The following is a 14,494-nucleotide window of genomic DNA, read 5'->3' on the forward strand; positions in this document are numbered from 1 at the left end:
AAAAGAAAGATCTCAGATGTCCTATCTGGGATCTTTTTGTATGATGAATTGTCACATTAAGTGCATATTTTTTCCGTCGAACACTTCATAAGGAGTTTTCCAGCCTAGATATTTTCGTGGTCTGTTGTTTAACTTATCCTCCCATTCCTGAATGATTGGTATGCTTCTGTTAAATCCCTTCCTTTTGGGAAGTATTCCTGTAATAGTCTGTTTGTATTCTCATTTGTTCCACATTGCAAGGCGCATGAGTTAGGGAAATAAACCTCAACACTAAGCTTATAGGTGAGTTCATGATGTCTTGAGAATTCCTTTTTAAGCAGGCTTTAAGTGCATACAACTATTCTTTGAAATCTTTCAGGCCTTGTTTGTAAAAATAACCGCCTATGATACAGCTAATATCTGCGATAAAACCAAAGGAGATATTGACGGGGAGAGCAATGATAAAGAGGGTATGAGCTGCCGATGGAATGTTATTTTGTCCAGAATATTTTCTCTTAGCCAGAAGACCATAGATGAAGGTGATAATTTTTATTATGAGACTGATAAAAGCAAACACTAGATAGGTGAGTCCTGCTAGAGCTTCATCATCGGAAGTCGTTGACTGAATGGCCATATAGGAAAAAATGCTCCATTTTAACAGTCTTAAAACTAGAGCTAATCCCCCTCCATATAAGCCTAATTTAGCATTAATACTGGCTAAGTTATTCGATTCCATGTCTTTCTCCTTAGATACTTATCTTTGCTTGATTCAGTCTATCAGAGAGAAGCAGCTAATGCAAATTAAGTTGCGATGACAAAAGTTAAGCTGAAGTAGAATGGATAAACCAGCATCTGAGCATTGAACATTCATCACCTAAAAAGGCTCTGTAATTTCTGATGGGGATTTACCCACCGCAGGAATTACAGAGCCCAATAAATAGCAAGGGAAAACAAGGAAAATTGATAGCCTTACAATGATTGATTTTATTTTTCCTTTTCACAAGCGTTTTTTTGGCTAAATAACAGCAGAGAGGACTATCTATTATAAGTCAGGTTTTGAAAAAAGTAGATTTTAAGAAAGCACTATTAGGAGCCATTGAACTCAATGTTTAAGAGTCTTAAGGCACGATCGAAGTAACTGTCGTCATTAGCGATGTCATCTCTATCCTCTCTATACAGTTTTAAGTCGTCGGTAATAATACCTTGGATAGGACTCTGAAGGAATTGCATCATCAGGCTGTCTTGGTTGATAGTCCAAATATAGAGCTGTTTTCTTTGTTGGGCAGCTGACAGGAGAGTGATATCGTTGTAAGAAAATTCCTCTAAGGCATAAAAGTCAACCTGATAATCGGGAATTGGTCCAAATTGCAGGGAAATAAGATAACCGGTATCAGCCTGAGGCAGTTTAGTTTCAAGGTTTTCAATCAGCTGACGGTCCAGTGACATAATCTTGTTGTTTTTTGTGATATGCAGCTGTTTGGCCTCCTTGATAAAAGCATCAAGGAAGACTTGAGGGTTATGGTTGTAAGGCTTGAGTTCAATAGCAATTTTTTGGTGATCTTGCTGGGCTGCTGTCATAAAATCTTTAAAGGAAGCGATATGACTGGTATAGCCGTTTTGGTGAGTTTTAAGACTAGTGACTTCGGCTAAGGTCATGTCAGAAATATTTTTATTAATCCCTGTCAGCCGTTTGATGTTTTCATCATGACTGACGACAAATTGATGATCTTTGGTCATAACGACATCCATCTCCGAATAATCAGCTCCAGCCTTGTGAGCAGCCTGCATAGCAGGGATGGAGTTCTCAACGGCACGACTGACATCCCCACGATGGGCAACCATTTGGGGATGATTCGTATTCTGTAGGAGATATAAAGAGAGGCCGTTGGAGGCAATCCAAATGATTAGACTTAGTATAAAGATGGGCCGAGACCATTTAGGAATTGCTGTCCTGCTTTCCCTTTTAGTAGGTGAAGCTGTTGATAACAGCGCATTACTCAGGAAGAGCTGCTGTACTAGAGTGATGATAATGGCATATTTTACGGCGGTATGAAGGATAAATGTCAGGCTCCTCATCAAGCTGTAGAAAAAAGTTTCAATGACAAGATTTTGTCCATCTGGATCCAGAAGTGTAAAGAAGGGGATGCTGATACCGTAGAGCAGGGCTAAGAGTGTACTAGTTCCAAACGTATAGATACCAACTAGGCTTAAAAGCTTTATTTGCTGATTTTTAGTAAGCAACCAACTATCTCTTAGCGCTTGACTGGGCTTGTGGCTACTTAAGGTATAAAGAGGCAGAAAGTAGATAAATCGCAGGTTTAAGTAGGTTACCAGTCCAAGCATCGCCCAGTAGAAAACCTTACCTGTTTGTGTTTTAACCAGTTCTTCTGAAATAAAGTTAGGAATTTTAAAGTGTTCAAGGAGGGTTGAATTTAGTCCAAGATTAGCAATAGGGACCATGAGTAAAAGATAGCAGAGGAAAATCAACAACTGAGGCCCAAGGAGCTGACGGAGCTTATAGGGAAGCTCTTTCAGGCACTGCTTTAGGGAAGGTCCCTGATAGGTGTTGGCGACTGTCGCTGTTAAAATGGCAAATTCTAAATAGATCATGCTGGCCAAAAGTAGCAAGTAGATAAATAGAAAACTGAGGGCTAGTGGGTGTGCAAAAAGATCCGGCAGATCATCAGGGCTGAGACCGGTTATCCCGGCAAAAAGCAGAATACGGTTAAAGACAAAGGCCAGAATCCCCTTAGCGACATAAGCTAAGCCAATCTGGAGCACAATGCTGGTCAAGATGTAAGCCCAAATATAGGTATGCAAATTTTTCCCTACCTCTTTTAATAAAGATCGCAGCGACAAGATAAATCCTCCTTCTCTTAGAATACAAAACTGATTTGATAAATAATCTGGTTGACAGTTAGAGGTCGAAAAATAGGGTCAAAGCAGCAATAAATCAAGAAAAAAAACAACTGCTGACTATCCTTGGGTACAAACACAGATAAATTTATACGGTTCAACCGTGGCTGTGAGATCCTGGGCTTTATAAGTTCAAGATTGCCTGAAATAGCGGCAAGGACTCATACGCTCGCGCAGTTGGCCAAGGCAACCAGCAGACGAAATCTATCCAGTCGTATTGTGATCTTATTCAAAAGCGATCAAATCAGTTCAAATTGATTTATAGATAGTTTTAAGATTATTGTAACATAATCTTGGTTCAGGTTTGATTTATTTTATGACGTAAGTCTGGACAATTTATTAAGGCTAGGCGGACTATTAAAAATGACCTAGCTTTGAGCCAAACCATTTGTAATAATTACCCATCAAATACAGTCATAGATTTCTCTAATTCTTGTGACAGATGGCTTCGTTTATGCGCTTGGTAATCAGGATTATTTTTGACGAGATTATAGCGTTTGGAGAGATTCCAAGTCCCCGTAGGGTTGAGTTCAGGATGGTTGGATACAAAGTCGATCGTCAAATCCCATTCGCGGATATAGCCCAGAGGTCTTGAATGATAGGTGACGCCATCAATAGTAGTATCACCGTAGGAGCGATGAGCATGACCAAAAACGACATCTGCAACCCCGTAAGCTGAGAAGAGCTGGTGAAATTTCTGACTACCTAGAAAAGCATTAAATGGCATAAAGCGCTCATGGGTCATAGTGAACCGGCTATGGGGGACAAAATGCATGGCAATAATCAGCCGGCTGGTATCTAATTTATTTAGCTGCTCTTCTAATTTTGTTAAAATGCGCTCCGTAATCTGAGCGTCACCTAAGGAGCGATTCAGTCTGCGGTCAAACCAAAATGTTTTCTTGCGTCGTATAATTTGGTCAATGGGCTCAGGTGAGAAGGAGTAGTCATACCAACCATGAAGGGCTAAAAGCTGCCGCTGTCCCAAGTTGTAAACTTGGAAATCCAAAGTCTCGATTTCAGTATCGGATAGGTCTAGCATATCGTGATTTCCTAAGTTATAGGTTACTTCAAAATCCTGAGCTAGACTGTTTAGGAAGGGAAGAGAGACCTCTGTGTGGTGGTTGGAAATATCACCGGCGATATGAAGGTGGTCGATTTTTTTATCTATCAAGGTTGCGCGAAGAGTTCTTATTTCAAACTCGCTGAATCGGTTAAGATCGATGTGGAGGTCGCTCATAATTGCTAGTTTTGTCATGGGTCTATTGTAACAGAAAAATGCTTTCCGGTGTTAGCTATTTAGTCTGGGAGCCAGATCGTCGAGTCTCATTTTTGTAGTAGCAAATAGCAGAAGTAACAATACAACACATGGCAAATTTAAGGGCTTTGTGGTAAAATACTAGGGATACTAAGTAGATAGGAGAAACCTAATGGAAGTGGCTGAAATCCGTCAAAAAATAGTAGAAAATCAAGAGAAGTTGACTAGCTTCAGGAGGTCTCTTTGACCTCGATCGTCTAGAAGAAGACATCGCTTTGTTGGAAAACAAGATGACAGAGCCAGATTTCTGGGATGATAATATCGCTGCTCAAAAAACTTCACAGGAGCTCAATGAACTTAAGCAAAAATACGATACTTTTAAGCAAATGGAAGAGCTAGCAGAGGAGTCCGATCTTTATTTAGAAATGCTGGAGGAAGACAGCAGTGTTCAGGAAGAATTGGAAGAAACGCTTGAAAAATTAGATCGGATGATGACCAGTTACGAGATGGCCTTGCTCTTGTCCGAACCTTACGATAATAATAATGCTATCTTAGAAATTCATCCGGGTTCAGGGGGGACCGAGGCTCAGGACTGGGGAGATATGCTGCTGCGCATGTATCAACGTTATGGCAATGCCAAGGGATTTAAGGTTGAGACCTTAGATTATCAGGCTGGTGATGAAGCCGGTATTAAATCAGTAACCCTCTCTTTTGAAGGTCCTAATGCTTACGGTCTGCTTAAGTCGGAGATGGGGGTTCACCGCCTAGTTCGGATATCGCCTTTTGATTCAGCTAAACGTCGCCACACCTCCTTTACATCGGTTGAAGTCATGCCGGAATTGGATGACAGTATAGAGATAGAGGTGCGTGAAGATGACATTAAAATGGATACCTTCCGTTCAGGTGGTGCTGGTGGACAAAACGTTAACAAGGTTTCGACGGGTGTTCGTTTGACCCATCTCCCAACGGGCATTGTTGTGGCATCGACGGTAGACCGTACCCAGTATGGTAATCGTGATCGAGCAATGAAGATGCTCCAATCTAAGCTCTATCAATTGGAACAGGAGAAAAAAGCGCAAGAAGTTTCTGCTCTCAAGGGTGACAAGAAAGAAATTACTTGGGGCAGTCAAATTCGCTCCTATGTCTTTACCCCTTACACGATGGTCAAGGATCACCGTACCGGTTATGAAGTTGCTCAGGTTGATCGGGTTATGGATGGCGATCTTGATGGCTTCGTTGATGCCTATCTCAAATGGCGGATAGAAGAATAAGATAGATTCAGAAAGGAAAACTATGGCACTTATTGAATTAAAAAGAGTCTCTAAGAAATATGATCGCGGTGCTGCGGCCCTGCGGGATATTTCGCTGAATATCCGACAGGGAGAGTTTGTTTACCTAGTTGGTCCCTCAGGAGCAGGAAAATCTAGCTTGATTCGCCTGCTCTACCGTGAAGAGCCTGTTAGCCGAGGTTCGATCAAGGTTGGACAGTTCCACCTCAATAAAATCAAAAAGAGACAGATTCCTATCCTGCGTCGTTCCATCGGTGTGGTCTTTCAGGATTACAAATTACTTAACCACAAGACGGTTTATGAAAATGTGGCGTTTGCGATGGAAGTTATTGGTGAAAAGCCCCGCATTATTCAAAAACGGGTTAAGGAGGTTCTCAGACTAGTAGGGCTGAAACACAAAGAACGTTCTTTCCCTAAGCAGCTATCTGGTGGTGAGCAGCAGCGCGTCGCAATTGCGCGTGCACTGGTCAACAATCCGCGAGTTTTAATTGCGGACGAGCCAACTGGTAACTTAGATCCAGAAATTTCTGAGGAGATTATGACCCTTTTAGAACGTATCAATGAACAAGGAACAACGATCTTGATGGCAACTCATAATAGTACGGTTGTCAATACTCATAAGCATCGTGTTTTAGCCTTGGAAGAAGGTAAGATTGTCCGTGACGAAGAGAAAGGGGAGTACGGTTACAATGATTAGTAGTTTTTTCCGCCACTTAAAAGAATCCTTTGTTAGCCTGAGGCGGCAGGGATGGATGACCTTTGCGGCTGTGTCATCTGTAACCATCACTCTGGCTTTGGTTGGACTTTTTGCCGCTGTCTTGCTCAATATTAACAAATTGGGGAACGATGTCGAAAATAATCTGACAATCAATGTTTACATGGAAACCAATGTTTTTGATGGGCATCAGACAAACTCTGATGGCAGCAATAATGATAGTTATCATACTATTTATAATCAGATTCAGGCTATTGATGGTGTCAAATCTATTAAGTTCTCCGATCGGAATGAGCAGCTGAAAAATCTGCAGGATGAATATGGGGAAGCTTGGTCTTACGATGAAACCAACAACCCTCTCTACGATGCGTATTTAGTTAAAGTTGATTCAGCGGATGACATGAAAAAGATCTCCGAGGAGATTAAAAAAATTGAAGGCGTTAATGATGCTAATTACGGCGGTGTTGATACCGAACAATTAACTGCGGTAGTCGGTCGTATTCGAACTTGGGGAACGGCTGGTACAGTACTTTTGGTGTTAGTAGCGATCTTCCTAATTTCTAATACTATTCGCATTACTATTATGTCTCGTAAAGATGATATTGTCATTATGCGCTTGGTCGGTGCTAAGAATTCTTATATTCGAACACCCTTCTTCTTTGAGGGAGCTTGGATCGGTATTTTAGGTGCGATTGTGCCGGCCGTGGTTGTTTATTTCCTTTATAAGGCAAGCTTAAATGGTATTGGCCCATCTTTGGCAGCTGAAAACCTTGGCCTTTACCCAGCTGACCCCTTCCTTTACTATCTGGTGGGGAGCCTGTTTTTAATCGGTATTGTTATTGGTTCTATCGGATCCATGATTTCTATCAGTCGTTACCTTAGAGCCTAAGGCAGCAAAGTTAATATTTGAGTAGCCATTAGGTTGGTACCGGTTCGATTTAGAGAGTATAATCATAAAGACGCTATGATTTCAGTGTATCATTATCACAGTTAGTAGTTGAACAGAGAGTGGGGCTCAATCAGTAATCGTGGCAAAATCACGATTTTGATTGTCCTCGCTCTCTTATTTTGAGGCTCAGGCCTCTGCCACTTTCCTGTTTTTAGATGGCAGGCTTTGGCAGTCTATCCCCAAACTGTTGGAGCTATCACTTGGGTGGTAGTTAAACAGTCCACTGGACTGTTTAAGGGGGTGCCTAAGATAGGGAAGCGCCCCAAGATAAGGACCATCAATCAGCAGTGGTTCATTGGAGCTAAGGCACCTAATGAACTGTGCAGGGGTAAGACTTCTTGGCATAGCCAACAAGTCTTACCCCCAATCACTGCGCCAATCTGATAAATCTAGAGTATCTACTAAGGGTTTGGACTTTTGTCCCAGACTCTTTTTCTTACGGTTTCCAGTCAGTTTTTCTCAGAGAGAAAAACAAGAGAACCACCAGCTTAGTTGGTGGCTGATTATACAGTTGACATATATAGTTTAACTGTATATAATATCACTATAAAGTTTAACTGTATAGTTGAACGATATAATATTAGAAAGGACAAAACATGAGGCGCAATAAGAATCTTCCCTTAACGGAAACGACTTATTATATTTTATTGGCTCTATTTGAACCGGCTCATGGCTATGCCATCATGCAGAAGGTTGATGAGATGAGTGATGGCGATGTTTGGATAGCTGCTGGGACAATGTATGGTGCTATTGAAAATCTTCTCAAACTACAATGGATTCAATCAGTTCCAAGTAATGATAAACGTCGGAAAGTCTATCAAATAACTTCAGCTGGTAGAGAAATACTGGAATTAGAGATCCAGCGATTGAAAAAAATGGTGACCATAGCAAATAACTTGGATAAAAAATAATATACAGGAAGGATTTAGAAAGGGGCAAATTATGAAGAAATATCGTGTATTCTTTTATAATTTAAAACAAGAGGAAGAATGGATAAATGCTATTCAAAAAGGTGGCTATCGTCTCACTGCGGTAAATCCATTACTTTTTAGATACACCTTTGAAAAGTTACATGAAGAAGACTTTGTTAAACCAGTCAGGTTAGACTTTAGGAGTAAAATGACGAGGGAGGATTTTCAGGAATACTTGACCCTGTTTAATGACAGTGGATGGAAATTCATTTACGGTGATAAGTGGGCAGGAAAAAAATATTTTTTAAAGATACAAACAAATGCTCAGGATAGTAGTGATAATATTTTTTCAGATAAAGAGTCTAAAAGAGCTCTACAAAAGAGGATAATATCTAACCTAGGTGGCTTAGCGCTATTTTTCTTCTTATTAGCACTTATGGAATTTATCAGCAAGGCCAACAATGATTTTTTGTTTTCCTTTATGAACGTGAAAGAACAGTATTTAACCCCTGGTCTGTGGCAGCTAAGGGGGACCTCCTTCTGGTTTTCTTTCTTATTTGAAACACCGTTTGTTATCCTTTTTAGGACCCCAACGCTTGCTATTATTTATCTTTTAATTTCATTAGGCTATGTAAAAGTCTGTCTCAGTAGCTACAAGCAGTATCGCGGTTAAGGAAAATTGATTTCTGCCAAATCGTGATTCTTTAATCTCTAACCTTATAGATTGCATGATTGTATATTGGTATCTTATGTCTGTTTATGCCGCTTTTGTTTTCTTATTTAGAAATACTGAGATTCATGTGATGAGGCCTATCGTGACTAAGTTTGACAGGAAATTTGTAATTCAGGGTAGTACCTTGCTTTGTTGGCTTTCATTGTCATATTTCAGTTTAAAAACCCAGTTAACTCTACTTTTCTCCCTATTCGTTTGAGACGGTTTGATTCCCATTTTAGAAAGAAGGATTAGATTTTCAAAGTTTTCGGGCTCTAGAAGTTACTGTTACTTGTATTTTATGACCTACTCTTTTTGAAAATCTATTTCAGGAATTTTCAAAAAACTCTTTTCTTATGTGGTAAATAGGAGTATAATATGGTCATATTACTTTTAGCGGGCATAATGTGCTGACTCCAAATCTATTGAAAATACTTATATTTTTTGCAGGTTTGATAGAGTTAGATTAAGTCTCGTAGTTTAAGGAGGGAAAGCCTATGAAGAAGAGCTTCATTCATCAACAGCAGGAGATTTCTTTTGTGAAGAATACCTTCACTCAATATTTGATTGATAAGCTTGATATCGTCGAAGTACAAGGGCCTATTTTGAGCCGAGTCGGAGATGGTATGCAAGATAATTTGAGTGGGGTGGAAAATCCTGTGCGTGTGAATGTCCTCAAAATTCCTGACGAGACTTATGAAGTTGTTCATTCTCTAGCCAAATGGAAACGTCATACTTTGGCGCGCTTTGGTTTCAATGAAGGTGAGGGGCTCTTTGTTCATATGAAGGCTCTGCGTCCCGATGAAGATTCTTTGGATCAAATCCATTCCGTCTATGTTGATCAATGGGATTGGGAGAAGGTTATTCCTGATGGTCGTCGCAATATTGTTTATCTCAAAGAAACCGTTGAGCAAGTCTACAAGGCTATTCGCCTGACTGAGTTGGCCGTTGAAGCACGTTTTGATATTGACGCTGTATTGCCTAAGAAGATTACCTTTGTTCACACTGAGGAATTGGTTGAAAAATACCCTGATTTGACGCCCAAAGAACGTGAGGATGCCATTACCAAGGAGTACGGTGCCGTCTTCTTAATTGGTATCGGCGGGGAGCTAGCAGATGGTAAGCCGCATGACGGCCGCGCACCAGACTATGATGACTGGACATCTGAGTCAGAAGAGGGTTACCACGGCTTAAATGGTGATATTTTAGTTTGGAATGAGGCGCTTGGGCACGCCTTTGAACTTTCGTCTATGGGAATCCGGGTGGATGAGGAAGCGCTTAAACGCCAGGTTGAGATTACCGGCGATCAAGAGCGGCTGCAGTTGGAGTGGCATAAATCTCTGCTTAATGGTCTCTTTCCATTAACTATTGGCGGCGGTATTGGACAATCGCGTATGGCTATGTATCTTTTGCGCAAAAAGCATATCGGTGAAGTCCAATCCAGTGTTTGGCCAGATCAGGTACGTGAAGAATTTGATAATATTTTGTAGACCATAAAAGCAAGCGGGCTGGGCAGGCCTGTTTGTTTTTTTTTATAAATGTTATAATAAGAAACAGATCCATTTTCCATGCTCATACCCTTTAAAACTCAAAATAATGGGTTTTTGTACTTTTGAATATATGGTTTCTCGGTAAAGCTCAACTTAGGAATTAAAAAGCAATATTAGTAAAACAGAAAAAGACTGAAGCTTGGGGCTTTGTCAGCCTCCCTAAATTTCTTTGAGACGCTTAACGGCTTAGCGACATGAAGTTTGGCTAGTCGATTTTACTAACCAAACGGAGTTAGTGGGAGAGGTAGCCAATTCACCATAGTGATTGGCGTTTGTTATCAAGTGTAAAGCACTTAGATAACAAGCCTCTGCCGTATCTTGGTAATTGAACCCGCCTACGACTCTGTGAAATTAGACTCGCCTTCCTAGAATCTTCGGGGCTTCTTCGTCCGGCTCCCTAAATTTCTTTGAGTCGCTTAACGGCTTGGTATCTTAATAATCGAACCCGCCTACGTTCCTGTGGAATTAGATAAATGTCGCTCGATTCTTAATGAATCGTCACTCCATTTCCTAAATTCCTTTGGAACGCTTGACGGTTTAGTATCTTGATAATCGAACACGGGCTGCGGCTTGTGCAAAAAAGATAGTTTCTTCCTAGACGCAAGCGTCTTCGTCGAACCTCCTATTTTTGCTTAATCCGCGGACACCCTTTGTATCTTGATAATTGAACACGGGCTGCGGCTTGTGCAAAAAAGATAGTTTCTTCCTAGACGCAAGCGTCTTCGTCGAACCTCCTATTTTTGCTTAATCCGCGGACGCCCTTTGTATCTTGATAATTGAACACGGGCTAAAAGCTCGGGATTTAGATAAGCTTCCTTGTGTGCCAGCACACAGCGTCACCTTCCTAAAATCCTAGTCGCTTTTGACGCCCTTTGTATCTTAGTAAAGGAGAAAAAATGGCATTTGAAGATGAATTTTTTAGGCGTAAAACTCCTGATGAGCACAAATTGATAGCATATGGTTTTTATCAGACGCAGACAGGTTATTCTTATGCTGCTGATATTATGGAAGGGGATTTTGAGGCTCAGATTAATATAGCAAGGAATGGTCGTGTGAGTGGCTGCCTGATTGATAAAGACTTGGGTGAGGAATATACAGCTATTCACGTAACTGCGGGTGTGGGTCATTACGTTGGTCAGGTTCGAGAGGCTTACGGTGCGCTCTTAGAGGATATTGCACAAGCCTGTTTTGATGAGCATCCTTTTGATTTTCCGCAGTCCAATCGCTTAGCCCATCATCTAGCGATAAAATTTGGTGACCAATTTGACTATCCCTTTGCTAAATATCCTCAATATGCTGCCTTTCGTCACCCTGCTAATCAAAAATGGTATGCCTTACTTTTCCCCCTTGCATTTGGGAAATTGATTAAAGACGATAATCGTTTAGCTGAAAGAGATTTAGAGCGTCAGGTAGAGGTGATTAATATTAAGATTGCCAAAGAGCGTTTACCTGATTTGCTGCAGATAAATGGTATTTATTCTAGCTATCACATGAATAAGCAATCGTGGATTTCTATTGTTTTGGATGACAGCTTATCAGATAATCATATATTTGAACTCGTAGAACAGAGCCGATCTTTGGTTGGACCTAAAGGCTATAAATCAATAAGCGGTCCCGACTACTGGCTGATTCCTGCTAATCCTAAATATTATGATATTGATGCAGAGTTTGCGGCTAGTGATAGGATTAAATGGACGCAGAAGGCGCAGATTCAAAAGGGAGACTGGGTCTTTATTTATATGACTGCCCCTATAAAGGCAGTGCGCTATGCCTGCCGTGTGTTAGAGACTTATATTCCTAATGAAAGTTACCGCGATCGGTCGGACATTAAGGCCTTGATGGAAATTGAGAGGGTTAAGACTTTTGAAGATTGGGAACTGCCTATGGATCTGCTTAAAGAACAAGGAGTTAAAACGGTTCGCGGTCCCAGACGCATGACTAAGGAGCTAATTGACCATGTTGTCAATCAGCTAAAAGGCTAGGATACTTTGTTGGCGGCATGCTTGATAAATTTTGATATAATAGTGAACATGAGAATTATTGCTGGAAGATTTGGTGGTCGTCCTTTAAAGACTTTACCAGGCAAGATAACTAGGCCGACCTCTGATAAGGTCAAGGGAGCTATTTATAGTATGATTGGCCCATTTTTTAATGGTGGCCGCGTCTTAGACCTATATGCTGGTAGCGGAGGTCTTTCGATCGAGGCGATATCTCGTGGGATGACTGAAGCTGTTTTAGTAGAGAAGGATCCCAGGGCTCAGGCCATTATTGCAGATAATATTAAGATAACCAAATCGCAAGGGCAGTTCTATCTGATTAAAAAGAAGGCTCAACAAGCCTTGCGGCTATTGACGGGGCCCTTTGATTTAGTGTTCTTGGATCCTCCTTACGCAGAGGAAGAAATAGTTCAAAATATCCTCAGTTTAGAGAAGCTTAATCTCTTGTCCGAGGATGTGATGATTGTCTGCGAGACTGACAAGGCTGTCGTCTTGCCGCAGAATATTGGCCAGTTTTATACATGGAAACAGAAAATATATGGAATTAGTAAGGTAACAATTTATGTCAGATAAAATCGGTTTATTTACAGGATCTTTTGATCCTGTCACTAATGGCCACGTGGATTTGTTTAGGCGGGCTAGTCACCTTGTTGATCATCTCTATGTAGGAATTTTTTTTAATCAGGAAAAGCCAGGTTTTTTTAGTGTGGACAGGCGGCAATTCTTAATCGAACAGGCGGTTGCTGGTTTGCCTAATATTTCCGTCATTTCCTCGCATGATAAGCTGGCCGTGGAAGTTGCTAGAGATATTGGGGCTGGTATTTTGATACGTGGCTTACGAAATACTCAGGATCTTAATTATGAAACCAGTCTGGACTATTTCAATCATGACTTAGCCCCCCAGCTGGAGACGATTTATTTATTGTCCTCTCCCGAGTATTCACAGATTAGTTCTTCGCGTATTCGAGAACTAGTTCATTTTGGGGCAGATGTACGCCCTTATGTTCCTGAAGCAGTTGCCTTAGAATTGGAGAAAGTACAAAATGACGATTAGCTACGCTCAAAATGAGCAGTATCAGGGTTTCAGCGGCTTTGTTAAACGCTTTAAGTGGTGGCTGCTAGGTGGTCTACTGGGCAGCTTACTTCTGCTGCTTATTTTTTGCCTCTTTGCCCCTTTACCCTACTATGTAGAGGTTCCGGGGGGAGCCTATGACATCAACCAAGTTGTAACTGTAGACGGTAAAGCTAATAAGAGTAAGGGCTCTTATAATTTTGTAGCTGTAGAGGTACGGCGGGGAACTCCTGTTCAGCTTTTTTATGCTTGGCTGACACCCTATACGGATGTTGTCTCTGATGATGAGATGACTGGTGGTGCCAGTACCAAGGAGTTTGAATTAATGAATCAATATTATATGGAGAATTCCCAGAATACGGCTGTTTACCAAGCTATGAAGCTTTCTGATAAGAAGGTTCATATGGATTACAAGGGTGTCTATGTTTTGGATATTGCAGATAATTCAACGTTCAAAGGAGTTTTAGAGATTGCTGATACGGTGACAGGAGTCAATGGCAAGACCTTTAAAAATTCAAAGGACTTGGTAAAGTATGTTAGTGGGCTCAAGCGTGGTTCCAAAGTCAGCGTTCAATACACGCGCAAAAATCAGAAAAAATCAGCTGACGGTAAGGTTGTTAAGCTAAAAAACGGCAAGAATGGTATTGGTATCTCGCTGACAGATCATACCGAAGTTAGTTCCAAACAAAAGGTTAAATTTTCTACGGAAGGCGTTGGTGGTCCCAGTGCGGGTCTGATGTTCACCCTGTCTATCTATGACCAGCTCAATCAGGAAGACCTCTTGCAAGGGCGCAAGATCGCAGGTACAGGGACTATTGAACCAGATGGAAGCGTTGGTGATATCGGCGGTGTTTCACAAAAGGTGGTGTCAGCTGATAAATCAGGAGCGGAGATCTTCTTTGTTCCTGATAATCCTATTAAAAAGAATGAAGAACAGTACTACCCTAAAGGAAATAACTATGAAGAAGCCAAGAAGGCTGCTAAAGATATCGACTCTGACATGAAAATTGTTCCAGTTAAAACTGCACAAGATGCTATTGATTACTTGAAGAAATAAAAAAATCAAAATCACGGTGAAGGTCGTGATTTTTTGGTTCTCTGATTTTATATTCTCCACCTGAAATTATTGACCTACCCAAGCTGACTTTA

Annotated in this window: 13 protein-coding genes and 1 pseudogene; 10 read left to right on the forward strand and 4 right to left on the reverse strand. The window is 41.0% G+C overall.

The genetic code is table 11. From position 1 onward, the window contains the following. Nucleotides 1–51 precede the first annotated feature (51 nt). From AC4HAO_RS01495 to AC4HAO_RS01510, 4 genes and pseudogenes are all read right to left on the reverse strand, one after another. Nucleotides 52–311, reverse strand: a pseudogene (locus AC4HAO_RS01495) (transposase); the annotation flags it as partial. Between the two features lie 26 nt (nucleotides 312–337). Then, a complete protein-coding gene (locus AC4HAO_RS01500) occupies nucleotides 338–715 on the reverse strand; it encodes a hypothetical protein (RefSeq protein WP_491092478.1) in 378 nt (125 codons plus the stop codon). Nucleotides 716–1,065: 350 nt separating this feature from the next. Beyond that, nucleotides 1,066–2,841, reverse strand: a complete 1,776-nt coding sequence (locus tag AC4HAO_RS01505) for a glycerophosphoryl diester phosphodiesterase membrane domain-containing protein (protein ID WP_491134421.1) — start codon at nucleotides 2,839–2,841, stop codon at nucleotides 1,066–1,068. 451 nt (nucleotides 2,842–3,292) lie between these two features. Then, the gene (locus AC4HAO_RS01510) at nucleotides 3,293–4,150 is read right to left on the reverse strand and encodes a metallophosphoesterase (RefSeq protein ID WP_491092477.1); all 858 of its coding nucleotides are present in this window, start codon (nucleotides 4,148–4,150) and stop codon (nucleotides 3,293–3,295) included. Nucleotides 4,151–4,322: 172 nt separating this feature from the next. Between AC4HAO_RS01510 and prfB the strand changes: the two genes are divergently transcribed. From prfB to AC4HAO_RS01560, 10 genes are all read left to right on the forward strand, one after another. Then, nucleotides 4,323–5,421 (forward strand): peptide chain release factor 2 gene (gene prfB / locus AC4HAO_RS01515; RefSeq protein ID WP_491092476.1). Its coding sequence is split into 2 segments (ribosomal slippage): nucleotides 4,323–4,394 and nucleotides 4,396–5,421, totalling 1,098 coding nucleotides; the frame shifts between segments, so codons are not numbered across the junction. A gap of 22 nt (nucleotides 5,422–5,443) precedes the next feature. Further along, a complete protein-coding gene (gene ftsE / locus AC4HAO_RS01520; protein ID WP_447452425.1) occupies nucleotides 5,444–6,136 on the forward strand; it encodes a cell division ATP-binding protein FtsE in 693 nt (230 codons plus the stop codon). Further along, nucleotides 6,129–7,043, forward strand: coding sequence for a permease-like cell division protein FtsX (ftsX, locus tag AC4HAO_RS01525; protein ID WP_447452424.1), 915 nt, complete (start codon nucleotides 6,129–6,131; stop codon nucleotides 7,041–7,043). Before ftsE ends, ftsX begins: the two co-directional genes overlap by 8 nt. A gap of 656 nt (nucleotides 7,044–7,699) precedes the next feature. Then, nucleotides 7,700–8,014, forward strand: a complete 315-nt coding sequence (locus AC4HAO_RS01530) for a PadR family transcriptional regulator (protein ID WP_491134361.1) — start codon at nucleotides 7,700–7,702, stop codon at nucleotides 8,012–8,014. A 31-nt stretch (nucleotides 8,015–8,045) separates the two neighbouring features. Next, the gene (locus AC4HAO_RS01535) at nucleotides 8,046–8,687 is read left to right on the forward strand and encodes a DUF2812 domain-containing protein (protein WP_491134362.1); all 642 of its coding nucleotides are present in this window, start codon (nucleotides 8,046–8,048) and stop codon (nucleotides 8,685–8,687) included. Between the two features lie 536 nt (nucleotides 8,688–9,223). Continuing rightward, the gene (gene asnA, locus AC4HAO_RS01540) at nucleotides 9,224–10,216 is read left to right on the forward strand and encodes an aspartate--ammonia ligase (protein WP_491092474.1); all 993 of its coding nucleotides are present in this window, start codon (nucleotides 9,224–9,226) and stop codon (nucleotides 10,214–10,216) included. A gap of 956 nt (nucleotides 10,217–11,172) precedes the next feature. Continuing rightward, the gene (locus AC4HAO_RS01545; RefSeq protein ID WP_491134363.1) at nucleotides 11,173–12,258 is read left to right on the forward strand and encodes an MmcQ/YjbR family DNA-binding protein; all 1,086 of its coding nucleotides are present in this window, start codon (nucleotides 11,173–11,175) and stop codon (nucleotides 12,256–12,258) included. 48 nt (nucleotides 12,259–12,306) lie between these two features. Further along, nucleotides 12,307–12,846 carry a 16S rRNA (guanine(966)-N(2))-methyltransferase RsmD gene (gene rsmD / locus AC4HAO_RS01550; RefSeq protein ID WP_491092472.1) on the forward strand — a complete coding sequence of 180 codons (540 nt, stop codon included), beginning with the start codon at nucleotides 12,307–12,309 and terminating at the stop codon, nucleotides 12,844–12,846. Beyond that, nucleotides 12,836–13,327, forward strand: a complete 492-nt coding sequence (coaD, locus tag AC4HAO_RS01555; protein WP_491092471.1) for a pantetheine-phosphate adenylyltransferase — start codon at nucleotides 12,836–12,838, stop codon at nucleotides 13,325–13,327. The genes rsmD and coaD overlap by 11 nt, the downstream gene beginning before the upstream one ends. Next, entirely contained in the window at nucleotides 13,317–14,402 is a 1,086-nt protein-coding gene (locus AC4HAO_RS01560) for a SepM family pheromone-processing serine protease (RefSeq protein ID WP_491092470.1), read from the forward strand. Before coaD ends, AC4HAO_RS01560 begins: the two co-directional genes overlap by 11 nt. The last annotated feature ends 92 nt before the right edge of the window (nucleotides 14,403–14,494 follow it).

The organism is Streptococcus sp. ELY_137, from assembly GCF_058314515.1.